Consider the following 26380-nt stretch of genomic DNA (forward strand, 5'->3'; position numbering starts at 1 on the left):
AGTCAGCTACCCCATGCTGAAATGGCATTGCCCGCGATGGAACTGAACTGGTTGGAAGACTTCAATGCCCTGGCCGAACACGGCAGTTTCATCCGTGCCGCCCAGGCGCGCCATGTGACGCAACCCGCGTTCAGCCGCCGGATCAGAGCGCTGGAGCAGTGGATGGGTGTGGCCCTTTTCGTGCGCACGCCCCAAGGCACCACGTTGACCGAGGCGGGCCTGCATATTCAGGCCAGTGTCATCGATGCTGCAGGGCGACTCTATCGTTTACGCAGTGAAGCCCAGGAAGTTGCCCAGCGCGCGACGGCGGCGCTCCAGTTTGCGGCCACTCATTCACTCTCGTTTACTTTCTTTCCGCGCTGGATACGCCAACAAGAGCAAAGTGCCGCGCTGCATGCCGTACAACTTCACTCCGATACCATGGCCAACTGCGAGCAGCTCTTACTGCGCGGAACGGCACAGTTTTTATTGAGCCATCGAGACCCCGCCGTCGACTCGCCTCTGGAAGCGGAACACTTCGAGAGTCTCACCGTCGGTCAGGATCGATTGATTCCTCTGGTGGGGCGCGAGCTGGGGCTTGGTGCGGCTTCCACTTTTTTTCCTTATTTAGCGTACACTGACGCCTCGGGGCTAGGGCGCATCTTGCGCCATCGTCTGGGTCAGCGGCAGCCAGTCACACTCTCTTCCCAGGCCCATTTCAGCAGCCATCTGGCCGCCGTGCTGATGTCCATGGCCATCGAGAACAAGGGGTTGGCCTGGCTGCCTGAAAGTCTTTCCGAACAAGAAGTTGCGGAAGGGCGCCTGGTGCGCGCGCTGCCCCCGGAGTGGGACGTGCCGGTGGCCATTCAGCTGACACGGCCGCGCCAGTTGGCCAGCCCTTTCGCCAGCGCGTTTTGGCAAACGCTGGTGGCTACTCAGAGAGATCAGAAAGTGACCACTCGATAGCGGCACTTTATGGGCTTGATAAGGTCTTTAGATTGGCCTAAAAAGCGTATATGCAAGTTTAAAAGTGCAAATTCCTGCAAAAAGTGGCCCTTTTTGTAATAATCGCGCTATGCTTGGCATTAAACGTATCTTGATAAGAAGGTCCCCCATATTTGGGTGCCGCGCACGCGCTGCATCTGGTAACCGGTTAGTTGACCCATGGAATGCTCGACATGGAATTAAGAGAGTGGTTAATCATTCTAGGACTGGCTCTGGTGTCGCTCATCGTCGTTGATGGTGCGCGAAGGCTTCAGCGTCAACGTCGTGTCCCGCAGCTGGATCAGGCTGGCAAGGATCTGCCCGCCGTCAAGCCGGAAGAGTTGAGTGACGAGGCCAAGGAAGCGGAAATCAACTGGGAACTGCCCAATGGCGGTGCTCGGGTCGTCAAACCCGCCGATTACAGTGGCCTGGGCCAAAAGCCAAAGTTGAAGCGTCAGGACCACCCCGGGCCTTCCAAAGTCCTTTCTGAGTTCCGCCGCTCGTTTGCTCAATCCGTGACCGCAAACGCAAAGTCGTTTACTTCGAAGTCTTCCAAACCTGCCGTGGCCCAGTCGGCAGCAGCGAACGGTGAGACCGCCAAGCGCAGCGAGCCCCCGAAGGCGGCTCCATCGCGTGCCGAACCGTCGATGTCCCCGTCGCCCGTCTCAACACCTGTTGCAAACAGTGTCATGCCCGAGGCAGCGTCCGCTGCTTCCCGAGAAGCCGCCCATAGCGAGCCCCGCCGTGAGCCCAGCCTGTTTGCGGGTGAGCCGACGTCTCAGCATGAAGCTGTAACTCCAGAAGCCACTGTTTCAGAAGCCATCGCTTCAAAAGCCAAGACGCCAGAATCTCTGGTGTCAGAAGAAACTGCAGCCCCAGAAGCTGAGGCCTCAGAAACTATCGCCGTGGCGTCTGCTGCTCCGGTTCCCGTCGAGTCAGCCGTCCAGCAGCAGCCTTCTCCAGAAACGGCTGCTCCCACGGTGTCCGAGCCTGCGGTTGAGCCCGTATCCACCGCAGCGGCTGCCGAAGACGACCACAAAGCCACGGCGGACGCTGCCGCTGAGAGCGTCGAGTCTGTTCTGTCCGCCACGGACACGCCGGAAAGCACGCCGCTGAGCGCCGTAGAGCCGGAGCCCGATGCCGAGCCGGTGCTGCGCGCCGAGCCGGAAGATGCCGTCTTTGCCAAGTCCTCCGAGACGCCCAGGCGTCGGCAGCTGCGTTCGGATATCGCAGGCGACGTGGACGAGCTGGATGACGACGAGGTAGACCGCTACCGCCTGGTCGACTTCGAAGGTATTGGCCGCTCCTTCAAGCGCCGTATCATCGAACGCCGAAAACAGAAAGCGATCAAGAAAGCCGAAAAAGCCAAGCGTGCCGAAGCGCTGGCCAAGCAGAAAGCCGAGCGCAAAGCCCTGGAGGCCGAGCAGCGCCGCGTGGCCAAGGAAGCGGCAGAAGCAGAGAAGGCGCGCATTGCTCAGGAAAAAGCCCAGGCTCGCGAGCTGGCGGCGACGGACGCTGCTGCCAAACGCACCTCGCGTGGCAAGGCCCCGGCGCTGGACAGCTACGATGACGCCGACCGCTACGCAGCCCCCGCCGCTGCCCGCGGTGCCTATGACGATGGTGCTTCCCATCATGATGACCGCTATGCAGCTTATGATGCGGGTCGCACCGATGCTGCCGACTACGATGATGCCTACGCAGAATTCGATGGTGCCTATGAAGAGCCTGCCTATGAGGCACGCGAAAGCGTGGTACGCGCTCATCCGACGCTGGAGAAAGCGCTGCGCCACGACGTCAACGGCGAACACGCACGAGAAACCCTGGCCGATGCCGAAGAGATGATCGTCATCAGCGTGTTGTCTCGCGACCTGGAAGGGTTCGACGGCAGCAAGCTTCTGGAACTGATGATGGCGTGTGGCCTGCGTTACAGCCGTACCATGGGTGTCTTCCATCGGTTCGAAACCGAAAGCGCCGAGAGCGAGCTGCAGTTCTCCATGGTGAACGTGCTGAAGCCCGGCACTTTCCCCATCGAAGAGATGGACGAGTTCGTCACCCCGGGCATCACCTTCCTGATGCCGTTGCCCGGTGCGCTGGATAGCGCCGCCGCCTTCGAGGCCATGGTGGAAACCGCCATGGTGGTGGTGCGTCACATGGGCGGTGAATTGAAAGACGAGAACCGCAGCGTCATGACGGCGCAAACCATCGAGTTTGCCCGCCAGCGGGTGCGCGAGTTCGAGCGTCGCCATCGACTGCATCGCCAGTTGCAGGCACGCTAAACGTTTCTGTCATGCCCACACCCGCCTTCTACCCGAAGGCGGGTGTTTTTGTTATTGCCGTTTCGATTGCTGCGCGTTTTTAATACTGTCCATTTTCATGTCGCACTGACCCCTTTTTTCATCTGTTTCGGAATGCCCGCATGAGTTCGCTAGACCCCGCCCTGCTAGAAGAGATTGGCCAATTGCGCGCTGATCTGGATGACGCCAATTATCGCTACTACGTGCTGGACGAGCCCACGCTGACCGATGCCGACTACGACCGCAAGCTGCAACGTTTGCAGCAGATCGAGGCAGAACACCCTGACCTGATATCGCCAGACTCGCCCACCCAGCGAGTGGGCGCGGCCCCGGCGGAAGGCTTTCCGGAAGTGGCCCATGCCATTCCCATGCTGTCGCTGGACAACGCCTTCAGCCGTGAAGACATCATCGCCTTCGCCCAGCGGGTGGCCGAACGTCTGGAGTGCCAGCCCGAGGAGATCGAATTCAGCTGCGAACCCAAGCTGGATGGCGCAGCGGTCTCGCTGGTGTACGAACAGGGTGTGCTGGTCAGCGGTGCAACGCGCGGCGATGGGCGTACGGGCGAGGGTATTACCTCCAACCTGCGTACCTTGCGCTCGGTGCCGCTGAAGCTGATGGGAGGCACGTTGCCCGAGCTGGTGGAGGTACGTGGCGAGGTCATCATGCGCCACGCCGGGTTCGAAGCGCTGAACCAGCGTGCCCGAGACGAGGGCAGCAAGGTGTTTGCCAACCCGCGTAACGCGGCAGCAGGCAGCCTGCGCCAACTCGACCCGCGCATCACCGCAACGCGACCGCTGGAGTTCCACGCCTATCAGGCGGCGCGATTGGAGCCCGATATGGGCGATACCACCCACAGCGCCTTGATGGCCAGGCTCTCCCAACTGGGGTTCAAAACCAGCGCCGAGCTGAGCGTGTTGCAGGGGCCAGACGCCGTGGCCGACTACTGTGAACGGCTGGGCGAAAAGCGTGATCAGCTGGGCTACGACATCGACGGCGTGGTGATCAAGGTCAACGACCTGCGCCACCAGCGGGAGCTGGGTTTCGTGGCCCGCGCGCCACGCTGGGCGGTGGCCTTCAAGTTCCCTGCCCAGGAAGAAGTCACGCTGCTCAACGACGTGGAGTTTCAGGTCGGCCGTACCGGCGCGATTACCCCGGTGGCACGGCTGGAGCCGGTCACGGTGGCCGGGGTGACCGTGTCCAACGCCACGCTGCACAATGCCGACGAGATCGAGCGGCTGGGCGTCATGATTGGCGACACCGTGGCCATTCGGCGGGCGGGGGACGTGATTCCCCAGGTGGTACGTGTCGATGTCGAGAAGCGCCCAGCCGAAGCCCGCGCCATTGTATTCCCTGACCAGTGCCCGGTGTGTGGCTCAGAAGTAGAGCGCCTGGAAGGCGAGGCGGTGGCCCGCTGCTCCGGCGGCCTCTACTGCGCGGCCCAGCGCAAGGAAGCGCTCAAGCACTTTGCCAGCCGCAAGGCCATGGACATCGATGGCCTGGGGGAGAAACTGATCGAGCAACTGGTCGAGCAGGACTGGGTCAAGACCCCCGCCGAGCTGTTCCACCTGACCGTCGAGCAGCTCAAAAGCCTGCCGCGCATGGGTGAAAAGTCCGCCACCAATCTGGTCAATGCGCTGGAAAAAGCCAAGCAGACCACGCTGCCACGGTTCATTTACGCACTGGGCATTCGTGAAGTGGGCGAAGCCACCGCTGCCAACGTGGCCAACCATTTTGGCACTCTGCAAGCCCTTCAGGAGGCCGACACGTCCGCGCTGGAAGCGGTCAACGACGTGGGGCCCATCGTGGCGAAACACATCCATACCTTTTTCCGGCAGCCGCACAACCTCGACACCCTGGAAGCGCTGATTGCGGCGGGGGTCGTCTGGCAGGAAACCGAGGTGGCCCAGGGGCCCACGCCGCTGGAAGGCCAGTCCTGGGTACTGACCGGCGCCATGGAGAGCATGACCCGTGACGAAGGCAAGGCACGTTTGCAGGCGCTGGGGGCCAAAGTGGCGGGCAGCGTGTCCAAAAAGACCACCTGCCTGGTGGCCGGTGAGGCTGCGGGCAGCAAGCTCACCAAAGCCGAGGAACTGGGCGTCGAAGTGATCGACGAAGCCACCTTTATCGAGCGTTTGAGCGCGTGGGAGCAGAGCGAATGAGCCGTTTCATAGAAGTACCCGCCCGCATGCTGCCGCCCGAGACGCTGGATGCGCTGCTGGAAGCGTTCGTGACCCGCCAGGGCTACGATACCACCGATACCGGCGAAGGCATGCGCGGCTGGGTCGCCGAGGTCAAGCGGCAGCTGGAGCGTCACGAGCTGATCATCGCTCATGACCTGGAGCTGGAAATGACCGAAGTGATGACGCTCGCCCAATGGCGTGCCTTTGGGCGAGAGCTGGCCGATGACGAGGAAGAGGGCGATTACTGAGCGCGGATCAGCGCACTGATCAGGCGCCTTCCCGGGTGCAGGTGGTCCACCAGCGGCTGCTCCAGAGGAAGCGGCTCATCACACAGGCTGGAAGCCAGCACTTCGGCGCACAGCGGCGCGCTGGCCAGCCCACGAGAACCGTGGGCAGTGGATATCCACAGCCCGCCATGGTGTTGGCCTGGGGTCTCCGGCACCTTCGAGGCATCCTTGGCCAGCGCCGCGTAGGCCGTGCGCCACGCCGCCGCGTCGGGCACTGGCCCGGCATAGGGTGTCTTGTCGGGGCTGGCGGCGCGCACGGCGGCTCGGCCCGTCAAGGTGCTGGGCGTCAGCGGCCCTGTGGCGGCCTCCAGCGCCGTGACCCAGTCAGGCAAGGCCTGGCGCAACTCGTCGATATTGCGCTGATGGTCTGCGTCGGCGGTGTGGGTGGTGGCATCGTTGGGCACGAAGCTGGCGCCGAAGGTGAGCACGCCCTCCAGCGGCGGCGACACATAGCCCCCCGCACACACCACGCGCTGCGGAGCCGCCGTGCCCTCCGGCAGCGGCAGCTCGCTTACCTGGCCACGCACCTGCTGCAGCGGCAGCTCCGCCGTCTGGGCGAAACCGTTGGCCAATGACGCCGTGGCAATCACCACCTGGTCGGCGGCCAGGGTGTCGCCGTTGGCCAAGGTGATCTGCCAGCCCGCTGGCGTGGGGTGCAGCGCCGTGGCCTCCCCGTGGCGCAGGGTGATGCCGGGGTGTTGCAGCAGTTGCTCACAGAGCCGTTTGGGCTGTACCCATCCCGCCTGTGGGTAAAAAAGGCCCTGTGCCGCTGCCGTGGGCACCCCGGCCAGCGCGTCGGGGGCCTCGCTGGCCGCGACCAGCGTTTCCGGCAGCGGGTGGTGGGCCATGAAGCGCTGCTGGCGGCTGGCCTCTTTCTCGCTCAAGGCCAGCTGCACCACGCCGCAGGGCTGCCAGAGCGGCGGCTGCTGTGGCCTCGCGGCCGCGAGTTGACCCAGCCAGCGCTGGCTGTAGAGCAGCCCCGCCAGGTAGAAGCGGCTCTGCAGGTTGGTTTCCACCGCAAGCTTCACGTACAGCGCCCCCTGTCGATTACCCGACCCGCCCGCGCCGGGCTGCTCACGCTCCAGCACCGTTACCTGGCGGCCGCGCCGTGCCAGGGCGGCCGCCACGCTGCTCCCGGCCATGCCTGCGCCAATCACCACGATGTGCTGTGAGCGGAGGGTGGGCGGTGGCGTAAACCACGGCGTCCGCTGGCGGCGGTTGTCCACAGGCGGTGTGGCAATACTGCCGGCCAGCATTTCCCGCTTGCGACCGAAGCCAGGCACCTTCTGCCAGGCGAAGCCTGCGGCTTTCAGGCCGCGCTTGACGATCCCCGCGCAGGTGAAGGTGGCAAAGGTGGCCCCGGGCCGCGAACGGGCCGCCATGGCAGCAAACAGCTCGGGCTGCCACATCTCCGGGTTTTTGGAAGGGGCAAAGCCATCCAGGAACCAGGCATCCACCTGGCCTTGCAAGGCTTCCAGCCGTTCGGTGGTGTCGCCAAAGTGCAGGTCCAGGGTGACGCGTTCGCTCAGGTGCAAACGGTGAACGCCGCTGACGGGATCGGGCCACAGGGCGCAGAGCGCCTGTGAATAACTGGCCAACGATGGCCAGGCGCTCAGGGCTCGCGCCAGGGCAGTGTGGCCCAACGGGAATTTTTCGGTAGAGAGCAGGTGCAGCCGTGCCCCTGGCGGGGCGTGGCGTTCGAAGCAGGCCCAGGCACACAGCATGTTCAGCCCGGTGCCAAAGCCGGTTTCTCCAATCACGAATGCTCGGGGTGCCTGCCACTCGGCAAACCGCTGGGGCAGGTGGTTGGCCGCCAGGAAGACGTGTTCGGTTTCCGCGCGACCGTCCTCCCGGGAAAAATAGACGTCACCGAAGGCATCAGAGTGCGGGGCATCGTCGTTCCAGGAGAGCGTCGGGGCGGTCATGGCCGCCAGCGGGGGCAGGTCAGTGGGGCGCTGGGTCACGCGAATATCCGTGGTGGTCGAAGGGTGAACGAAGGTGGTCAAAAAATGATCAATTTGTTCAGCAGGGCGCTATCTCTGGCTTATAGAAAAGCGTCCGCCGTGTTTTCACAGAGTTTTCCACAGGCTCTGTGAAAAAGCAGGCGGACCCTCCACAGTCGCCCTTGTGGGTCAAGGCAAAACTTTCTTGAACGGCTTAACAATTACCTTGGCATAGACCCCGGCAATGATGTAAGGGTCGGCATCCGCCCACGCCTTGGCCGCTTCCAGGCTGTCGAATTCGGCCACTACAAGGCTGCCGCTAAAGCCCGCTTCGCCGGGGTTGTCGGTGTCGATGGCCGGGTGGGGGCCAGCCAATACCAGACGGCCTTCGTCACGCAGCGCTTCCAGCCGTGCCAGATGGTCCGGGCGGGCGGCCAGTCGGCGCTCCAGGCTATTGGCCACATCTTCACTGATAATTGCATACAGCATGGGGATAACTCCTTGAAGGCAGTGCGGTTGGGGAAGCCTTGCTATCGCTCCCGGCATTGACCGCGTGCTGGTTAACGCGCACCATGGCGAGCTGTTGTTGTACCACACGCCTATTCTGACAAACTCGCCACACGGCGTCATGCTAATGCCACGACTTCCTGAAGCTTTTCCCCCTGCACTGCCCCGTGTGTTCGATGCCGATCAGCGCTACCCGGTCGATTTGCACATGCACTCTACCGCCTCGGATGGGTCGCTGCCGCCTGACGAGCTGGTGGCGCTGTGTGCCGCCCGGGGCATGACGCACATTGCCCTCACCGACCACGACACCATGGACGGCACGGCAGAAGCCAGCCTGGCCGCCGAGCAGGCGGGCCTGTGCCTGGTGCCCGGCTGCGAGTTATCCACGCGCTGGCAGGGCATCAATATTCACGTGGTGGCGTTGATGCCGGGCGGCTTGCAGGGAGCGCTGGTGGAGGGCCTGGAGCAGCAGCGCCAGGCGCGTATCCAGCGGGCTGAAGTGATTGCCGAGCGGCTGGAGAAAATGGGTCTGCCCGATGCGTTGGCCAAGGCCCGCGCCCAGGCCGGCAGCGACCGCCCGCTGGGGCGCCCGGATTTTGCCCGTGCCTTGGTGGCGGAAGGCGTGGTGGCCGACTGGGCCGGAGCCTTCAAGCGCTACCTGGGCAGCGGCAAGAAGGGCGATGTGAAAGCCCACTGGCCCGAAATTGCCGATGCCGTTGGCTGGGTGGTGGCATCCGGCGGCGTCGCGGTGCTGGCCCACCCGCTGCGCTACGGGCTGACCCGGCGCAAGCGCGGCCTGTTGCTGGATGCTTTCACCGCCGCAGGGGGCGAGGCGGTCGAGCTGGTCAGCGGCCAGCAAAACCCGGACAGCACCCGTGACCTGGCGCGTCAGCTGGTGGAGCGCTCGCTGTACGCCTCGCTGGGCAGCGATTTTCACTTTCCCGGCAGCCACGCCGCCCCCGGCAGCATGAGCGTGGTGCCACGTACCGCCGCGCCGCCCATCTGGGAACACCCCCGGCTGGCGCACATGCGCGATGCCGCGCCGGGCATGCTGGTGGCTGGGTGATCACGCGCCGTATCGGCTAAGCTGTAGGTATCGCGCCAACGAATGTGCAACGAACGGACCGCCGAACGGCAGGAGCAAGCGATGAGCCAATATTTCCAGATTCACCCCGAGAACCCGCAAAAGCGGCTGATTGACCAAGCCACCGAGATTATTCGTAAGGGTGGAGTAGTCGCTTACCCAACGGACTCAGGCTACGCGCTGGGCTGCCATTTAGGCGAAAAAAAGGCCATCGAGAAGATCAAATGGCTGCGCTCGCTGGATGACAAGCATAACTTTACTCTGGTGTGCTCGGATCTTTCCGAAATTGGCACTTACGCTAAAGTGGATAACGCCGTGTTCAGGCTGCTGAAGGCTCACACGCCCGGCCCCTACACCTACATTCTGGATGCCACTACCGAAGTGCCGCGCTTGCTGCTGCACCCCAAGCGCCGCTCAATTGGTGTGCGGGTGCCCGATCACCGCATCACCCACGCGCTGCTAGAGGCGCTGGGTGAGCCGCTAATGAGCGTGACGCTGATTCCGGTAGGCGAAGCGCTGCCGATGAGCGACCCCGAGGAGATCCGCGACCGCTTTGGTGCCCATCTGGATTTGATTATCGATGGCGGTGCCTGCCACCTTGACCCAACGAGTGTGATTGATCTTCGCGAACTGCCGCCCAAAATCGTGCGGGAAGGGCGTGGCGATATAACGCCGTTTCAAGAGTAGTGGTCGCTGAGCACTATTAAAACGGGGGCGCTTAGCGTCCCCGTTTTCGTATCGGCGAGGGGCTATTTATCCTCGCTTGGCGTCTCATCGTCGCTGCTCTCTTTGTGCGCTTTTTTGCGCGGGTCCTCGCTGTTCTCATCCAGCCAAGTGCCGCAGCGCAGGCAGTAGCGGGCGCGCTTTTCGTGGCGGTCGTGGCCGCAGCCAGGGCAGGCTTCTTCTGAGTAGCGGTCTTCACGAATCGAGCGGATCACTTGGGCAGAAAACACCCCGGTGGGCACGGCAATAATCGAGTAGCCAATCAGCATCAGAATCACCGTGATGGCTTTGCCCAGCGAAGTGGCGGGCACAATATCCCCATACCCGACGGTGGTGATGCTCACGATGGCCCAATATATCGACATCGGAATGCTGGTAAAGCCCGACTCAGGGGACTCGATGGTGTACATCAGCGCGGCAAACAGTGTGACCACCATGAGAATGCTACTGAAAAATAGCAAAATCTGGCGCAGGCTACGTTTAAGCGCATCCAGCAGTAGCCTGCCTTCCCCCACAAACTCCATCAGTCGCAAAATGCGGAAGATGCGCAGCACGCGCAAAATCCGCACCATCACCAGCGCATGCGCGCCAGGCACTAGTAGCACTAGCCAAGTGGGGATAATTGCAATCACATCCACCACGCCGTAAAAGCTTTTTAAATACACAGTGGGGCGTTCAAGGCAGTAAAGCCGTGCCAGCAGTTCCAGGCTAAACAGCAGTGTAAAGGCCCATTCGATGTAGAAGAAAATATGCCCATAACGCTCGGCATAGATCTCAACGCTATCGAGCAAAATCACCGCCACGCTCAGCAGGATGGCGATGATCAAGGCGATATCGAACGCTTTGGCCCCCGGGGTATCCGACTCGAAAATCACGTGGAATAACCGCGTGCGCAATCCTTCGGCACCGGGGCTGAGGTCAATGCTCATGGTTTCGTCCTGAAATAAGCGGCCAAGGGGGATGCGTTTCAGCGTAGCGCGGTTTGCTGACCAAGGCGACGGGCCAGCGTCAACGCTGCAACGCCGTACGCCGCTGTGGGCTGGCCGGTGGTGCCCAGCTCGGCCGTCAGCGTGAGGGCCTCGCGCCGTGCGGCGTCATCCAGCGCCGGGTGCTGGGCCAGTTCACTCAGCGCCTGTTGGGCCGCCGCTAGGTGCTCGGGGTGGCCACTGTCATGGAAGGCATCTAGCGCCACGGTGGCACGGTGCAGCCATGCGCTGGGGGTGCTGGCCTCGGGCAGTGTCCACTGCTGCTGGCCCAGGGCATTGCCTCGGGCGGCCTTGCTGCTGTCGGAAGGGCGCAGTGCTACCTGCTCTGCCAGTGCCAGGGCCAATCCCCATAGCGCATCGGCGCTGCCCTCTTTCAGCTCCAGTTCGACCTCGCCAATAGGGGCGCGGGCGCTACCCGCCACGATTTCCCCTTCGTCCACCACCAGCTCGATGGCGCTGCCTTGCCATGCCAACTGCCAGGTACGGCGGTGGAAATCGGTGCTCAGCGTGGGTTGCAGCGCCGCTATCTGTTCGGCCAACGGCCCTTGAAACGGCGGCAGCTCGGCCAGCCCGGCCTGGTCGAGAGCGTGCTCGTCCAGCGGCCACTCCCACTCTTCACGACGCGATAGCCCGCCGCCGCCCTGGCCTGCGGTCTTGACCGTTTGCAGCACGCGCGGGCCCAGTCGGCGCAGCCGAACGGCGACCCGGCCTGCGGCCAGATGGCCCTGGGGAGTATCGAAATAGGTGTTGGCCAAGGCCTGCTGCTGGGGCGGCTCTGCCAAGAGCGGATGGGCCAGCAGCGCGTCGAGCGCGCCGGGCCCCAGGGCTAGCTTCAGTTCGACTTCCTGAGGGGCTGCCGGATGAGGGTGTTGGGTCATGACGCTTCCTGCCAAGTGGTCTATGTTGCTTATTGATGACGATTGAATGAACTTTTTATGACGAAGCCGAGCGCGCTCTTTATACTGTCGCCCGCCATTTCCAGGCTCCCCGAAAACAGGCTAAAGGCTCTATGGTAACCTCCAACCCTTTTTCCGCGATGTTTGGCCGCTCGCCATTCCAGCCGCTGCTGGCCCACATCGTCAAGGCCAATGAATGCGCCGACCTCCTCCTGCCGTTCTTCGAAGCGACCCTTGCCGGTGACTGGGACGCCGCCGCCGAGCTGCGCGAGCAGGTGACTTCTCTGGAGCACGAAGCCGACACCCTCAAGACCGAGCTGCGGCTCAACCTGCCCAACAGCATGTTCCTGCCGGTCTCGCGCTCGGACCTGCTCGACTTGATCAGCGTACAGGACAAGATCGCCAACAAGGTGCGTGACATTACCGGCATCATGCTGGGCCGTAAAATGCGCGTGCCCGACGAGCTGGCCGATTTGATGCGCGAGTACATGGCCACCAGTGTGGCTTGCGTGGCCCAGGCGCGCCAGGCGCTGGAAGAGTTGAAGGACCTGCTGGAATCCGGCTTTGGGCGCAACGTCTCGGACGTGATGCAGAACATGATCCGCGAGCTGCACGTGCTGGAGCACCAGGCGGATGATCAGCAGGTGGCGATTCGCCGCCGTCTTTTCGAGCTGGAAAGCCAGCTTCCCCCCGTGGATGTGATCTTTCTCTACAAGATCATCGACTGGGTCGGCGAAGTTTCCGACCGCGCCGAACGCGTGGGCAGCCGCCTGCAGATCCTGACCGCACGCTAAGGGGCTCCCATGCAGATTATTGCTCAGCACGGCGACATCTTTATCATTCTGGCCTGCCTGTTTGGCTTCTTCCTGTCCTGGCTGATTACCCTGCCCGCCGGGGCGGGGTTGGCCATCGTGTTCTTCTTCAGGCATGTTCGGCTGATACACCTCTCCCCAGGCTAACGCTTGGCGGGTATACGGCGGCACCTTCGACAGCCGGTCTCGACAGGAGATCGCTGCAATAGAAGGTGCCGCTGTTTTTTATGCTCTGTTAAAGTAAGCGTGATCACTTTCATTCACCTGCTGCCGGAGAGCGGCCCTTGGACACACGTTTCCCCTTTGTCGACTGGTTTCGTAATGCCTCCCCGTACATCAATGCCCACCGGGGGCGAACCTTTGTCATCCTGATTGAAGGCGAAGCCATGGCGTCGGGCCGAGGAGAGCAGCTGATTCAGGACCTGGCCTTGCTGCACACGCTGGGCGTGCGCCTGGTGGTGGTGTTCGGCATTCGCCCTCAGGTGCATGAGGCGTTGACGGCCGCAGGCGTGGAGCCCACTCGGGTGGATGGCCGCTGGGTGGCCAATCGCGCGGTGATGGCCCACGTTGAGCAGGTAGCGGCGCACCAGCGGCTATGGCTGGAAGCCCGGCTTTCCCTTGGCCTGCCCAGCACGCCGCTGCACGGCGTGGAGCTGAGCGTGATTTCCGGCAATCTGGTCACCGCCAAGCCGCTGGGCGTGCGCGAAGGCGTGGACTTCGATCACAGCGGTGAGGTGCGCCGGGTGCGCGCCAGCGCCATCGAAGGGCTGCTGGAGAAGGGCTCGCTGGTGCTGCTGCCGCCGCTGGGATTCTCCAGCACGGGTGAAGTGTTCGATTTAGACGCCTCGGAAGTGGCCCAGCACGCCGCCGTGGCGCTCAAGGCAGACAAGCTGATTCTGCTGGGCGAGTCGGAAGGGTTGGAGGACGAGCAGGGCGCGCTGTTGCGCCAGCTTTCACCTTTCGAAGCCGAACCGCGCTTGCAGCAGGCCGTGCCCGGCAGCGAGCTGGCGCGCCATCTCAACGCCGCCTGCACCGCCGCCCGGGAAGGCGTGGCCCGCACGCACCTGCTCTCCTGGCGCAACCATGATGCGCTGCTGGGGGAGCTGTTCACCCGCGACGGCGTGGGCACCATGATCACCCAGCACCGCTACGAGCAGCTGCGCCCGGCCACGCTCAATGACGTGGCGGGCCTGCTGGAGCTGCTGGAACCTCTGGAGCGGCGCGGCATGCTGGTGGCTCGCTCCCGGGAGCGCCTGGAGCATGAAATCGACGACTACATGGTCATCGAGCGCGACGGCATGGTGATCGGCTGCGCGGCGCTGCACGTCTTCCCCGAGACCACCGTGGGCGAGCTGGCCTGCGTGGCCGTGCATGGCAACTACCGGGGCGGCGAGCGCGGCGAGCGCCTGGTCGAAGCGCTGGAGCGACGCGCCCGCCAGCGGGGGCTTTCCGATATGTTCGTGCTCACCACCCATACCGCCCACTGGTTCGTGGAGCGCGGCTTCCGCGCCGCCAGCCTGGAAGACCTGCCCCCCCTCAAACGCGAGGCCTACAACCACGCCCGTAAATCCAAGGTGTTGGTGAAGAATCTGGCGGGTTAGTGGGGAAAACCGGCACCATGCGCGCTATCGACTACCTAACGAGAGTCACTTTGCGCTATGGTAAAAGAAACTAACCGAGGGATGCCGCAATGAACCTCAAACGTGTCGCACACATTGCCAGTGTCACTACGATCTTTCCGCAAAAGCGGCAGGCAATCCAACCTGTCGAGTTTGTCGTGCACGAGAGCGATGCAGAGGCATTGAGCAGCGATTTTCTGAAGGTTGGAAAAGATATGCAAAAGGCGATGGAGCAATATGACCGACTCCCCAAGCTCTCACACTCGTGATTCATCGCAGCAATCACCAACCTCTTCTAACAATCAGAGCATTATTGCTCAACAATTGACCTACTCAGGTCCCTTGCCGCCTTCTGCGGAAATGGAAAAATACGAGCGCATCAGCCCTGGCGCAGCAGATCGTATTTTAGCCATGGCCGAGAAGGAGCAAGCGCATCGCCACGCGCAAGAAGAGAAAGAAAACGCCGTCAACTCTCGTATTGCTGAGTCCAATATACGCTCGCAGGATGCCAGTATCAGCGAGATCAAGCGCGGGCAGTGGATGGCCTACAGCCTTGGCCTTATCTTTCTGGGTATTACCAAACAGCGCGTAAAGCATCGCCCAGTCGGGCGGTGATACAAGCCCGCACCGCGTAGCGGTGCCAGATTGACTTCGCCTCATCACCCTGATATTTATACAGCATGACAAAGCGTGCCTACAAAGAACGGTTCTACCCCACCTCCGAACAGGCTGAGCTGCTGGCGCAGTCGTTCGGGTGTGCCCGTTTTGTCTGGAATAATACCCTGGCCTATCGCACCGAGGCGTATCAGCAGCGCGGTGAATCGGTCTCGCACTCATCGGCGGAAAAGCGACTGGTGGGCTTAAAGGCGGAGTTTCCGTGGTTGCGGGATGTTTCCAGCGCGATCGTGCTGGACGCTACTTCATCAGTTGCCTGTGTGATTTCGTGCCAAAAGCGCTTCCGGTCACGCGCAAAACGGTCGGCATTGACCTCGGCTTGAGCGATTTGTTCATTACCAGTGACGGCGCAAAATCGGGCAATCCGCGTCATCTGAAACGCTACGAGGCGAAGCTGGCCTGCTTGCAGCGCCGGTTGGCGAAAAAACAGACAGGTTCAAACAACCGCAACAAACACCGCCGGAAAGTGGCACGGCTACATGCCAAGATCGCCGACTGTCGCCGTGACGCTACCCACAAAGCGACCCGCGCACTCATTAACGAAAACCAAGTCCTGTGCGTCGAGTCACTTAATATCATTGGTATGATCAAGAATAGACGGCTTTCTAGATCCATTAGCGATGCCGGGTGGGGTGAGTTCGTCCGGCAACTGGAATACAAGGCCGCCTGGGCGGGGCGCCAACTGGTGAAAGTGAGCCAGTGGTTCCCCAGCAGCAAGCGGTGTCATGGCTGTGGCTACAAGGTTGAGAAACTGCCGCTGTCGCAACGTCACTGGCACTGCGAAAGCTGCGGCTACCCCATTGACCGCGACATCAACGCGGCCAGGAATATACAAACCGCCGGGCTGGCGGGGTTAGCCTGTGGAGCGACCGGAGCGGAGGGCAGCGGCCTAGCTGCTGTCTAGTGAAGGCGTGTGGAAGCAGGAAGGTTCTGGGGGTGATCTCAGAACCCTCGCCCAAAGCGCGAAGCGCGGCGGGCGGGGAGTGTCAGAACGTAGACCAAAGGCGCAGGCCGGGGCAAATGCCGAAGAAGGCCATTCACTTCCGATAGCGACAATTAATAAATGCTATTTAAACACTGCATGAGTGGGTGCCAAACGGGCCGGGAAGGAGGTAACTCGCTGCTTTGGAAAGAGAATCCTGAAAACCAGGCAGGGCATTGCACGGCCCTGCGGTGCGGCCTTCATGGCAAGCGGGTGGGGAGCGGCTATAGTGAGTGAGGCAACACACACCACCAAGGATCAGGAGGTAGCATGTCCCCGGATAAACACGACCAGAAGCAAGAACAGAAAAAAGACCAGCGCGACGATCATCACGACGACGCCAACCCGATGCCGGATACCCATCACGTCAATCCTTCTCCGGACGAGTCATCGGACAAAAAGTAATCACCCGTGCGGCGCTATTTCTGATAGCGCCGTTTTACTTCCACGTTCAATCGCCCCTCACCCAGCTTCAATTTGAGCAGCTGGCCCGGCTGAGTATCCTGGGCGCGGCGCACGATCTGGCCTTGTTCGTCCTGGGCGATGGCATAGCCACGGCCTAGTACCGCCAGCGGGCTGACCGCGTTGAGTGCCCGGGCGGCGCTGTGCAGGCGTGCCTGGCGCGCTTCCAGCTGGCGCTGCATGGCGCTGGCCAGGCGGCGTTGCAGGCGTTCGATGCGCTCGCTTTCTGCCCGGTGCAGCCGGGCCATGTCCTGGCTGGCCAGCCGACGGCCGAGCTGGCCCAGCTGGCGCTGCTGCTGGCTCAGCGTGAACTGCATGGCGCGCGCTAGCCGCTGGGCGAGGGCTTGCAGGTGCTGGCGCTGGTGGGCCAGCCGCTCTCCCGGGTGGCGGAGCCGAGCGCGCAGGGCGTCCAGCCGCTGGCTATCGCGCTCCAGGCGGGTTTGCAGGGCGCGCTGCAGGCGCTGTTCGGCCTGTTGGAGTTGGCGCTTGAGGGCGTGCTGGTCGGGCACCAGCCGCTCGGCGGCGGCGGAAGGGGTAGGGGCGCGCATGTCGGCGGCAAAATCCGCCAGCGTGACATCCACCTCATGGCCCACGGCAGACATCACCGGCAAACGGGAGTGGAAGATGGCCCGGGCCAAGTGCTCGTTGTTGAACGCCCACAGGTCTTCCAGGCTGCCGCCGCCTCGGGTGATCAGCACCGCATCCTGGGCGGGGTCGAGCCGCGTCTGGCGGTTGAGCAGCGCTAGGGCAGAGATCATTGCCGGGGCCGCCTCTGCGCCCTGTACCGGCACGGGGATCAGCGTCACGTCGGCCAATGGCCAGCGCGCTGCCAGCACCGCCAGCACATCGCGGATGGCGGCGCCGCTGGCGGAGCTCAGAATCAGCAGCTTGCGGGGCGGAAAGGGCAGCGGGCGGGCGTTGGCAAATACCCCTTCGCCTTCCAGCTGCGCCTTCAAGCGCTCGTAGGCCGCCAGCAGCTCGCCCAGCCCCGCCGCCTGCACGGCATCGGCGATCAGCTGGTAATCGCCGCGGGGCTCGAACAGCGAGACCCGGCCGCGCAGCTTGACCTGGTCGCCATCGCGCATGGGGGCCGATACGAACCGTGCCCGCTGGCGAAACAGCGCGCAGCGCACCTGGGCGCGGTCATCTTTCAGCGTGAAGTAGATGTGCCCGGACGCCGGGCGCGACACATTGGAAAGCTCGCCTTCCACCCACACATCGCCCAGGTCGTTCTCCAGCGCCTTGCGCGCCTTGAGGTTGAGTTGACTGACCGATAGCAGGGGGGCGTTGGGAGCGCTCATGGGAGTTTCCAGTCGCGGGTGAAAGCAAGGATGCGGCCGCTCATTAGACAATACGTGCAGGGCGCACAGCAATGGCCCTGACGGGTTCTCTGGCGTACCATGCGCGCAGAAGGCGGCGCTGCAAGATAAACGTCATCAAAGTGTCATAAAACCATGCTAGGGTGCCCGCCGACACAGAAGTGTCACGAAAGCGTCACAATAGATGTTCACCAACAGGGCAGATTGCTCATGTCGAATCTCGGACCTTCACAAGATCGTCCTGCGCTGGCTCGCCAAGCGCCTCACGAAGTGCCCGCCTGGCTAAGAGGTATCTACGCTGGCTTGTGCTTGTATCTGTTCCTGGCTGCTCTGAACGTTCTGGGTGCGGGGTTAGGCACCTTCGGCAGCGACAGCGATGTTCTGACCCGCGCCTTCGCCTATGGCCAGAACCCCTTCATCGCCTTGATGGCGGGCGTGCTGGTCACCATGGTCGTGCAAAGCTCCTCGTTCACCACGGCGCTGATCGTGACCCTGGTGGCCAGTGGCGAAATGACCCTGGGCACGGCGGTGTTCGCCATCATGGGGGCCAATATCGGCACGGCCGTCACGGGCGTCATCGTGGCGTTGGCCAACGTGCGTATCAAGCGTAACTTCCGCCGCTCGTTCACCGCTGCGCTGATGCACGACCTGTTCAACATCCTCACGGTGCTGCTGATCTTCCCGGTGGAGTGGCTGACCGGCATGTTTCACGAGCGTGGCTACGGCATCTTCACCCGCCTGGCCGCATGGCTGGCGGATCTGATTGGCCTGGAAGAAGTCGCCCGCCCCAACAGCCCCATCAAAACCATTACCGCCCCGGTGGTGGATGCCGCCAACTGGCTGGGCGCGGCGCTGATGCCCACCACCGCCGCCGCTGGGCTGATGGTGGCTGGCATCGGCCTGCTGCTGATGTTCGCCGCCCTGGTGTTCATGGTGCAGAACCTGCGCGGTGCGCTGCTGCGCCATATGGATGGCCTGTTCCGTACCTACTTCTTCCGTACCGATGCGCGGGCCTACGGCGTGGGCGTGATCTCGACCGTGCTGGTGCAGTCCAGCTCGATCACCAGTAGCCTGATGGTGCCGCTGGCGGGGGCAGGGGTGGTGCGCCTGCGCCGCGTGCTGCCGTTCATGATGGGGGCCAACCTGGGTACCACCGTGACCAGCGTGCTGGCGGCGACTGCCAACCCGATGGCGGCGGCGATGACGGTGGCGCTGTTTCACGTTATCTTCAACCTTACCGGCACCGCGATCTGGTGGCCGCTGCGGGTCATTCCGCTGCGCATTGCCACCTGGTATGGACGCCTGGCAGGGCAGCACATTCGCTATGCGTTCCTGTTCCTGATCGGTGTGTTCCTGATCGTGCCGCTGGTGGGCATCACGCTGACCGAATTCTTTATCCGCCTGCGCTAAGCGCGGCCAGTTGAGAGGTTTCCCCCATGTTCAAACAGCTTTTTAGTGCGCTTACCTCGGAAACCAGCATCGACCAGGCCTACGCGGACCTGACCCAAATGCTGGAGCATGGCGCCTGGATGTTCTCACGGGCCAACGAGGTGCTGTACAGCACCGTGGCCGCCGAGGACGTACGCACGCCCCTGTACGAGCGCGACGTGGCGGTCAACGAGCTGGAGCGCTCGATTCGCCGCAAGGTGCTGCGCCACCTGACCGTCAACCCCGGCCACGACGTGGCCATTTGCCTGGCGTTGATGAGCGTGGCCAAGGACGCCGAGCGTATCGGCGACTACTGCAAGAACGTCTTCGAGGTAGGCGTGTTCTACACCGAAGGCTTCCATGTAGACCGTTACCAGAAGCCCCTGGACAGCATCTCCGAGCGCTTGCGGGGGCTGTTCAGCGAGCTGATTGCGGCCACGCGCAACTCCGATGAGCAAAAGGCCCACGGCATCATCACCGCCACCCGGGAGATTCGTCACATCAGCGACGAGCTGATCGAATCCCTGCTGCGGGAAGAGGACAGCATCGAGTTCCACGAAGCCGTGGCCTACTCGCTGCTGGCGCGCCACTACAAGCGTGTGGCCTCGCACCTGGCCAACATCGCCACGGCGGTGACGGGCCGCCTGGAAGACCTCGACTTCCCCAGCGAAGCCGACGACCGCGCGCTGGACTAAACCGCCCGCGCCACACCGCAGTGGGCTTCGCCCAGGCCAACGCAGAGGGCCACCTTCAGCAGATCATCGCAGGATGGTTTGCTGGGGTGGCCCTCGAAACGTTATAATGGGCGATTAACCTTTCACGCCCCATCTTCCCACTTTACATTGGGTGTTGCCGCTATGCTACGTATGGCCCAAGAAGCGCTTACGTTCGATGACGTACTTCTCGTTCCTGGCTTCTCCGACATTCTGCCCAAGGATGTCAGCCTCAAAACCCGCCTGACTCGTAACCTCTCGCTGAATATTCCCCTGCTGTCTGCCGCCATGGACACCGTGACCGAAGCGCGTCTGGCAATTGCAATGGCCCAGGAAGGCGGCATCGGCATCATCCACAAGAACATGACCATGGCCCAGCAGGCCGCGGAAGTGCGCAAGGTGAAGAAGCACGAAAGCGTGATCGTCAAAGACCCGGTCACCGTGAGCCCCAAGGCCAAGCTGGAAGACCTGCTGGCCATGGCCCGCGAATATGGCTTCTCCGGCTTCCCGGTGGTGGAAGGCGAGACCCTGGTGGGCATCGTCACCGAGCGTGACATGCGCTTCCAGCCCAACGTGGGCGACAGCGTGGCCGACATCATGACGCCCCGCGAGCGCCTGGTCACCGTACCGGAAGGCACCGAGCTTGAAGTCAGCAAGGCCAAGATGCGCGAACACCGCATCGAAAAAATGCTCATCGTCGATGACGCTTTCCACCTGCGCGGCCTGGTGACCTTCCAGGATATCGAAAAAGCCCGCACCTACCCCATGGCCGCCAAAGACAGCGATGGCCGCCTGCTGGTGGGCGCTGCGGTGGGCACCGGCCCGGAAACTCCGGACCGTGTCGCGGCACTGGCCGAAGCAGGCGTTGACGTGATCATCGTCGACACCGCCCACGGCCACTCCAAGGGCGTCATCGACCGCGTCCGCTGGATCAAGGAACACTTCCCGCAGATTCAAGTGATCGGCGGCAACATCGCCACCGCCGCCGCCGCCACTGCGCTGGCCGAAGCGGGTGCCGATGCCGTGAAAGTGGGCATTGGCCCCGGCTCCATCTGCACTACGCGTATCGTGGCTGGCGTGGGTGTGCCGCAGATCAGTGCCGTGGCCAACGTGGCCGAAGCGCTGAAGCCCTTCGACATTCCGCTGATTGCCGACGGCGGCGTGCGCTTCTCCGGCGATTTGGCCAAGGCCATTGCCGCTGGCGCAAGCGCCGTGATGGTAGGTGGCCTGCTGGCCGGTACCGAAGAAGCACCGGGTGAAGTGGAGCTTTACCAAGGCCGTACCTACAAAGCCTACCGTGGCATGGGCTCCATGGGTGCCATGTCACAGAGCCAAGGCAGCGCCGACCGCTACTTCCAGGACAAGGATGCCGGAGCCGAAAAGCTGGTGCCGGAAGGCATCGAAGGCCGCGTACCCTACAAGGGCATGATGAGCGCCATCGTTCACCAGTTGATGGGCGGCCTGCGCGCCTCCATGGGTTACACCGGCTGCCGCGACATTCAGGAAATGCGCACCAAGCCCGAGTTCGTACAGATTACCGGCGCTGGCTTCAACGAGTCTCACGTTCACGACGTGCAGATCACCAAGGAAGCACCCAACTACCGGGTGAGCTAACCAGCGCAGTTAGTGACACGGCGGCGGGCATTGCCCCGCCGCTTGCTTTTTAGCCAATGCGGCCGTTCCGCGTTATAGAGGCTTCGCCATGAGTGACATTCACGCCCACAAGATTCTGATTCTCGACTTCGGCTCCCAGTACACCCAACTGATTGCCCGCCGCGTGCGCGAGATCGGCGTATTCTCTGAAATTCGCGCCTTCGACATCACCGAAGAAGAGATCCGCGAATACAACCCCAACGGCATCATCCTGGCCGGTGGCCCGGAATCCGTCACCGAGCTGGACTCCCCCCGCGCCCCCGAGTGCGTGTTCGAAATGGGCCTGCCGGTGTTTGGTATCTGCTACGGCATGCAAACCATGGCCGAGCAGCTGGGCGGCAAGGTGGAAGGCTCCAACCAGCGTGAGTTCGGCTACGCCCAGATTCGCCTGGACGCGGAAAGCGCGCTGTTCAAAGACATCAAAGACCACGTCGACGCCGAGACCGGCAACGCGCTGCTGGATGTATGGATGAGCCACGGCGATAAAGTCGCCAAAGCCCCCGACACCTTCACAGTGACTGCCTCTACCCCGAGCTGCCCGATTGCCGCCATGGCCTGGGAAGAGAAGCAGTTCTACGGCGTACAGTTCCACCCGGAAGTGACCCACACCCTACAGGGCCAGCGGATTCTCGAGCACTTCGTGCTGGATATCTGTAAAGCCGAGAAACTGTGGACCCCTGCCCAAATCATCGAAGACCAGGTACAGCGCGTACGCGAGCAAGTCGGCGACCGCCACGTACTGCTGGGTCTTTCCGGCGGCGTAGACTCCTCCGTGGTAGCCGCGCTGCTGCACAAGGCCATTGGCGATCAGCTCACCTGCGTGTTCGTCGATAATGGCCTGCTGCGCAAGAACGAAGGCGACCAGGTCATGGAAACCTTCGCCAAGCACATGGGCGTGAAAGTGATCCGCGTGGACGCCGAAGAGCTGTTCCTGGAGAAGCTGAAAGGCGAAAACGACCCGGAAGCCAAGCGCAAAATCATCGGCAACACCTTTATCGACGTGTTCGATGAAGAAGCCAGCAAAATCGAAGGCGTCGACTTCCTGGCCCAGGGCACCATCTACCCGGACGTGATCGAGTCTGCCGCCTCGAAAACCGGCAAAGCGCACGTAATCAAATCCCACCACAACGTGGGTGGCCTGCCGGAAACCATGAAGCTCAAGCTGGTAGAGCCGCTACGCGAACTGTTCAAAGACGAAGTGCGCAAACTCGGCCTCGAACTCGGCCTGCCCTACGACATGGTCTACCGCCACCCGTTCCCCGGCCCCGGCCTGGGCGTGCGCATTCTGGGTGAAGTGAAGAAAGAGTACGCCGACATCCTGCGCGATGCCGACGCCATCTACATCGAAGAACTGCGTGCCGCCGGTTGGTACGAAAAAACCAGCCAGGCCTTCGCCGTGTTCCTGCCGGTGAAATCGGTAGGCGTGGTCGGCGACGGCCGCCGCTACGAATGGGTCATCGCGCTCCGCGCCGTCGAAACCATCGACTTCATGACCGCCCGCTGGGCCCACCTGCCCTACGAGCTGCTGGAGAAGGTGTCCAACCGCATTATCAATGAGTTGGAAGGGGTGTCGCGGGTGACTTATGATGTTAGTAGTAAGCCGCCTGCTACTATTGAGTGGGAGTGAGGCTTAATAAAGAAAAGCTAAATAGCGTTAGTTTTAGAGACCATTGGCAAGCAATTGCTGATGGTCTCGTCATGTTTTAGTAGCTCGTACCAAATGGCGATACAGCTCTGTAAGACATAAGCTAACAAAAGCTGTTGGGGGACCGGTAACTTATTGATGGGTTTATAAAATGGCGTCCACGGAATTACTGATAGAGCAGGGGCTGATACGGAAGTTTGAAGAACTCAAGTATACCTACCGCCCAGACATCCGCGACAAGGTCGCGCTTGAACGAAATTTCCGCGACAAGTTCGAGGCGCTGAACCGCGTCCGTCTTACCGATGCCGAGTTTGCCCGCCTGCGCGATGAAATCATCAACGCCGATGTCTTCCAGGCCGCCAAAACCCTCCGCGAGTACGGTTACTTCCAGCGCGAAGACGGCACACCGCTGCACTACATGCTGGTTAACCTCAAGGACTGGTGCAAAAACGACTTCGAAGTCATCAACCAGCTGCGCATCAATACCGACAACAGCCACCACCGCTACGATGTGATTTTGCTCATCAACGGCTTGCCGCTGGTGCAAATCGAGCTTAAGACGCTGGGCATCAATCCGCGCCGGGCTATGGAGCAGATCGTCGAGTACCGCAATGAGCCCGGCAACGGCTACACCAACACGCTGCTGTGCTTTATGCAGTTGTTTATCGTCAGCAATCGCGATCACACTTGGTACTTCGCCAACAACCAGAGCCAGCATTTCGCCTTCAACGCCGATGAGCGCTTTTTGCCCATCTACCAATGGGCTGATGAAGACAACCGCAAAATCACCTACCTGGACGACTTCGCCGACGCTTTTCTGGCCAAATGCACCCTGGGCCGGATGATCAGCCGCTACATGGTGCTGGTGGCCAGTGAGCAGAAGCTGATGATCATGCGCCCGTACCAGATCTATGCGGTCAAGGCCATTGTCGATTGCATTCACCAGAACCGGGGCAACGGCTATATCTGGCACACCACCGGCAGCGGCAAGACGCTCACCTCTTTCAAGGCGTCCACCCTGCTCAAGGACAACCCGGATATTGAAAAATGCCTGTTCGTGGTGGACCGCAAGGATTTGGATCGCCAGACCCGTGAGGAATTCAACCGCTTTCAGGAAGGCTGCGTGGAGGAAAACACCAATACCGAAACCTTGGTGCGCCGCCTGCTCTCCGAAGACTACGCTGACAAGGTGATTGTCACTACCATCCAGAAGCTCGGCCTGGCGCTGGATGAAACTAGCAAGAAAGCCCAGCAGCACAAGGACAAGGGTAGGCAGACCTACAAGGAGCGCCTGGCCCCCCTGCGCGACAAACGCGTCGTCATTATCTTCGACGAGTGCCACCGTTCCCAGTTTGGCGACAACCATCAGGCCATCAAGGCCTTTTTCCCTAAAGCGCAACTCTTCGGCTTTACTGGAACGCCCATCTTTGACGACAACGCCAGCTACAAGCAGATCGACGGCACCGTAGGCAGCTATCGCACTACCCAAGACATTTTTGAAAAGCGGCTGCACGCCTACACCATCACCCACGCCATTGATGACCGCAATGTGTTGCGCTTTCATATCGATTACTTCAAGCACGAAAGCAAGCCAGAGGCCGCAAAGGCAAAAGCCACTGGCGAGCTGGCAAAGAGCAAATCAAAGGCTAAGCCCGATCAGGCGCTGGCCCAGCGGGCGGTGGTAAACGCCATCCTTGCCAAGCATGAGGCCGCCACCAACCATCGCCGCTTCAACGCCCTGCTGGCCACCGCCTCCATCAACGAGGCCATCGCCTATTACCGGCTGTTCAAGGACGTTCAGACCGAGTACCAGGCCGAAGACCCGGATTATACGCCGCTCAACATTGCCTGCGTCTTCTCGCCACCGGCCAACGGCGACAAGGATGTGAAGCAGCTCCAGGAAGACCTGCCCCAGGAGAAGGCCGACAACCAGCAGGAGCCGGAGCAGAAAAAGGCTGCCCTGCAAGAGATCATTGCCGATTACAATGCTCATTACGGCACCGGCCATAGCGTCAGCGAGTTCGACCGCTACTACCAGGACGTACAGCAGCGCATCAAGGACCAGCAATACCCCAACAGCGACTTGCCGCATAAACACAAGATCGACATCACCATCGTGGTGGACATGCTGCTCACTGGCTTCGACGCCAAGTACCTCAACACCCTGTACGTGGACAAAAACCTCAAGCACCACGGCCTGATTCAGGCCTTCTCGCGCACCAACAGGGTACTCAACGACACCAAGCCCTATGGCAACATCCTCGACTTTCGCGGTCAGGAGCAAGCCGTGGATGATGCCATTGCGCTCTTCTCCGGTGAGGACATCAACCGCTCCCGCGAAATCTGGCTGGTGGACCCGGCCCCTACGGTGATCGAAAAATACGAACAAGCCGTCGCCGCCATCGGGCACTTCCTCACCGAAAAGGATGTGGTGGCCGAACCCAAGGGCGTCTACAACCTCAAGGGCGATACCGCGCGCATCGAGTTTGTCAACCGCTTCAAGGAAGTGCAGCGCCTAAAGACCCAGCTCGACCAGTACACCGACCTGGACGAAGAACAGAAAGCACGCATCAACAGCGTGCTGCCCGAGGATGATCTGCGTTCCTTGCGCGGCGCCTACCTGGAGACCGCCCAGCGCCTCAAGGAGCAGCAGGGCAAAACCGGCGAGCAGGCCTCGTCAGAGCAGGACATCATTGAGCAATTGGATTTCGAGTTCGTGCTCTTCTCTTCGGCACTGATCGACTACGACTACATCATGGGCCTGATCGCCCGCTTCAGTCAGGACAAGCCCGGCAAAAAGACCCTGCGCCGCGACCAGCTCATCAACCTGCTGGCCGCTAGCAGCAATCTGATGGACGAGCGCGAGGACATCATCGCCTACATCAACACACTTGAAGCCGGCAAGGGCCTGAGTGAGGCCGCCATTCGCGACGGCTACCAAGCCTTCAAGGCAAAAAAGGCCCACAACGAAATCACCGCCCTGGCCGACCGCCACGGGCTGAACCGCGACGCCCTGCAAGCCTTCGTGGACGGCATTCTGGACCGCATGATCTTCGACGGCGAGCAGTTAAGTGACCTGTTCGAGCCGCTGGAACTGGGCTGGAAGGCGCGCAGCAAGGCCGAGCTGGCATTGATGGAAGAACTGGTGCCGTTTTTGAAGAAGCAGGCCAGCGGACGCGAGATATCGGGGTTGACGGCGTATGAGTAAG

Annotated in this window: 24 protein-coding genes; 19 read left to right on the top strand and 5 right to left on the bottom strand. The window is 61.8% G+C overall.

Annotated elements, in window-relative coordinates; genetic code table 11:
* Nucleotides 1–36 precede the first annotated feature (36 nt).
* The 4 genes from RVM27_RS12985 (at nt 37) to RVM27_RS13000 (ending at nt 5685) form a co-directional block, all read left to right on the top strand.
* Nucleotides 37–945 (top strand): LysR family transcriptional regulator, encoded by a 909-nt coding sequence (locus RVM27_RS12985; protein ID WP_498938701.1) that lies wholly within the window; start codon nt 37–39, stop codon nt 943–945.
* 212 nt (nt 946–1157) lie between these two features.
* Nucleotides 1158–3239, top strand: a complete 2082-nt coding sequence (gene zipA, locus RVM27_RS12990; protein WP_498956775.1) for a cell division protein ZipA — start codon at nt 1158–1160, stop codon at nt 3237–3239.
* Between the two features lie 140 nt (nt 3240–3379).
* The gene (ligA, locus tag RVM27_RS12995; RefSeq protein WP_498938697.1) at nt 3380–5416 is read left to right on the top strand and encodes an NAD-dependent DNA ligase LigA; all 2037 of its coding nucleotides are present in this window, start codon (nt 3380–3382) and stop codon (nt 5414–5416) included.
* Complete coding sequence (locus RVM27_RS13000; protein WP_016914817.1) at nt 5413–5685, top strand: YheU family protein; 273 nt, start codon at nt 5413–5415, stop codon at nt 5683–5685. Before ligA ends, RVM27_RS13000 begins: the two co-directional genes overlap by 4 nt.
* On the opposite strand, the gene mnmC is transcribed toward RVM27_RS13000, so the two are convergent.
* Together mnmC and RVM27_RS13010 are read right to left on the bottom strand one after the other, a co-directional pair.
* The gene (gene mnmC / locus RVM27_RS13005) at nt 5679–7649 is read right to left on the bottom strand and encodes a bifunctional tRNA (5-methylaminomethyl-2-thiouridine)(34)-methyltransferase MnmD/FAD-dependent 5-carboxymethylaminomethyl-2-thiouridine(34) oxidoreductase MnmC (RefSeq protein WP_498941743.1); all 1971 of its coding nucleotides are present in this window, start codon (nt 7647–7649) and stop codon (nt 5679–5681) included. The genes RVM27_RS13000 and mnmC overlap by 7 nt on opposite strands.
* 207 nt (nt 7650–7856) lie before the next feature.
* On the bottom strand, nt 7857–8156 hold the full coding sequence (locus RVM27_RS13010) for a YciI family protein (protein WP_016914815.1): 300 nt from the start codon (nt 8154–8156) through the stop codon (nt 7857–7859).
* 145 nt (nt 8157–8301) lie between these two features.
* On the opposite strand from RVM27_RS13010, the gene RVM27_RS13015 reads away from it, so the two are divergent.
* On the top strand, nt 8302–9240 hold the full coding sequence (locus RVM27_RS13015) for a PHP domain-containing protein (RefSeq protein WP_096922384.1): 939 nt from the start codon (nt 8302–8304) through the stop codon (nt 9238–9240).
* A gap of 81 nt (nt 9241–9321) precedes the next feature.
* Entirely contained in the window at nt 9322–9945 is a 624-nt protein-coding gene (locus tag RVM27_RS13020; RefSeq protein ID WP_498938693.1) for an L-threonylcarbamoyladenylate synthase, read from the top strand.
* 62 nt (nt 9946–10007) lie between these two features.
* Here RVM27_RS13020 and RVM27_RS13025 read toward each other — a convergent pair whose 3' ends face one another.
* Nucleotides 10008–10910, bottom strand: coding sequence for an ion transporter (locus tag RVM27_RS13025; protein WP_498938692.1), 903 nt, complete (start codon nt 10908–10910; stop codon nt 10008–10010).
* Between the two features lie 38 nt (nt 10911–10948).
* Nucleotides 10949–11845: a CYTH domain-containing protein gene (locus tag RVM27_RS13030; RefSeq protein WP_498938690.1), complete on the bottom strand. Its 897-nt coding sequence runs from the start codon at nt 11843–11845 to the stop codon at nt 10949–10951.
* 131 nt (nt 11846–11976) lie between these two features.
* Between RVM27_RS13030 and RVM27_RS13035 the strand changes: the two genes are divergently transcribed.
* From RVM27_RS13035 to RVM27_RS13070, 8 genes are all read left to right on the top strand, one after another.
* Nucleotides 11977–12657, top strand: a complete 681-nt coding sequence (locus RVM27_RS13035) for a TIGR00153 family protein (RefSeq protein WP_039183511.1) — start codon at nt 11977–11979, stop codon at nt 12655–12657.
* A 9-nt stretch (nt 12658–12666) separates the two neighbouring features.
* Nucleotides 12667–12822: a hypothetical protein gene (locus RVM27_RS13040; protein ID WP_287804300.1), complete on the top strand. Its 156-nt coding sequence runs from the start codon at nt 12667–12669 to the stop codon at nt 12820–12822.
* Between the two features lie 137 nt (nt 12823–12959).
* Nucleotides 12960–14276 carry an N-acetylglutamate synthase gene (argA, locus tag RVM27_RS13045; RefSeq protein ID WP_498938688.1) on the top strand — a complete coding sequence of 439 codons (1317 nt, stop codon included), beginning with the start codon at nt 12960–12962 and terminating at the stop codon, nt 14274–14276.
* An 89-nt stretch (nt 14277–14365) separates the two neighbouring features.
* Nucleotides 14366–14563 (top strand): hypothetical protein, encoded by a 198-nt coding sequence (locus RVM27_RS13050; RefSeq protein WP_218313749.1) that lies wholly within the window; start codon nt 14366–14368, stop codon nt 14561–14563.
* A complete protein-coding gene (locus tag RVM27_RS13055) occupies nt 14532–14909 on the top strand; it encodes a DUF2335 domain-containing protein (RefSeq protein WP_287804294.1) in 378 nt (125 codons plus the stop codon). The genes RVM27_RS13050 and RVM27_RS13055 overlap by 32 nt, the downstream gene beginning before the upstream one ends.
* Nucleotides 14910–14974: 65 nt before the next feature.
* Nucleotides 14975–15292 (top strand): helix-turn-helix domain-containing protein, encoded by a 318-nt coding sequence (locus RVM27_RS13060; RefSeq protein WP_498956776.1) that lies wholly within the window; start codon nt 14975–14977, stop codon nt 15290–15292.
* Nucleotides 15238–15873 carry an RNA-guided endonuclease InsQ/TnpB family protein gene (locus RVM27_RS13065; RefSeq protein WP_498956777.1) on the top strand — a complete coding sequence of 212 codons (636 nt, stop codon included), beginning with the start codon at nt 15238–15240 and terminating at the stop codon, nt 15871–15873. Before RVM27_RS13060 ends, RVM27_RS13065 begins: the two co-directional genes overlap by 55 nt.
* A gap of 348 nt (nt 15874–16221) precedes the next feature.
* Nucleotides 16222–16356 carry a hypothetical protein gene (locus tag RVM27_RS13070; RefSeq protein WP_254893829.1) on the top strand — a complete coding sequence of 45 codons (135 nt, stop codon included), beginning with the start codon at nt 16222–16224 and terminating at the stop codon, nt 16354–16356.
* Nucleotides 16357–16370: 14 nt separating this feature from the next.
* Here RVM27_RS13070 and xseA read toward each other — a convergent pair whose 3' ends face one another.
* Nucleotides 16371–17714 (bottom strand): exodeoxyribonuclease VII large subunit, encoded by a 1344-nt coding sequence (gene xseA, locus RVM27_RS13075; protein ID WP_498938684.1) that lies wholly within the window; start codon nt 17712–17714, stop codon nt 16371–16373.
* A 228-nt stretch (nt 17715–17942) separates the two neighbouring features.
* Here xseA and RVM27_RS13080 point away from each other — a divergent pair, with 228 nt between their 5' ends.
* The 5 genes from RVM27_RS13080 to RVM27_RS13100 all read left to right on the top strand — a co-directional run bounded on the left by RVM27_RS13080 (nt 17943) and on the right by RVM27_RS13100 (nt 26379).
* The gene (locus RVM27_RS13080) at nt 17943–19142 is read left to right on the top strand and encodes a Na/Pi cotransporter family protein (protein ID WP_498956778.1); all 1200 of its coding nucleotides are present in this window, start codon (nt 17943–17945) and stop codon (nt 19140–19142) included.
* A 26-nt stretch (nt 19143–19168) separates the two neighbouring features.
* Complete coding sequence (locus RVM27_RS13085; RefSeq protein WP_498956779.1) at nt 19169–19855, top strand: phosphate signaling complex PhoU family protein; 687 nt, start codon at nt 19169–19171, stop codon at nt 19853–19855.
* A gap of 162 nt (nt 19856–20017) precedes the next feature.
* A complete protein-coding gene (gene guaB, locus RVM27_RS13090) occupies nt 20018–21487 on the top strand; it encodes an IMP dehydrogenase (RefSeq protein WP_039183498.1) in 1470 nt (489 codons plus the stop codon).
* Between the two features lie 88 nt (nt 21488–21575).
* A complete protein-coding gene (guaA, locus tag RVM27_RS13095) occupies nt 21576–23153 on the top strand; it encodes a glutamine-hydrolyzing GMP synthase (protein WP_498956780.1) in 1578 nt (525 codons plus the stop codon).
* 169 nt (nt 23154–23322) lie between these two features.
* Nucleotides 23323–26379, top strand: a complete 3057-nt coding sequence (locus RVM27_RS13100) for a type I restriction endonuclease subunit R (protein WP_498956781.1) — start codon at nt 23323–23325, stop codon at nt 26377–26379.
* Nucleotide 26380 lies beyond the last annotated feature (1 nt).

Origin of the sequence: Halomonas sp. KM007 (assembly GCF_050709225.1) — a bacterium.
GTDB lineage: Bacteria > Pseudomonadota > Gammaproteobacteria > Pseudomonadales > Halomonadaceae > Vreelandella > Vreelandella hamiltonii.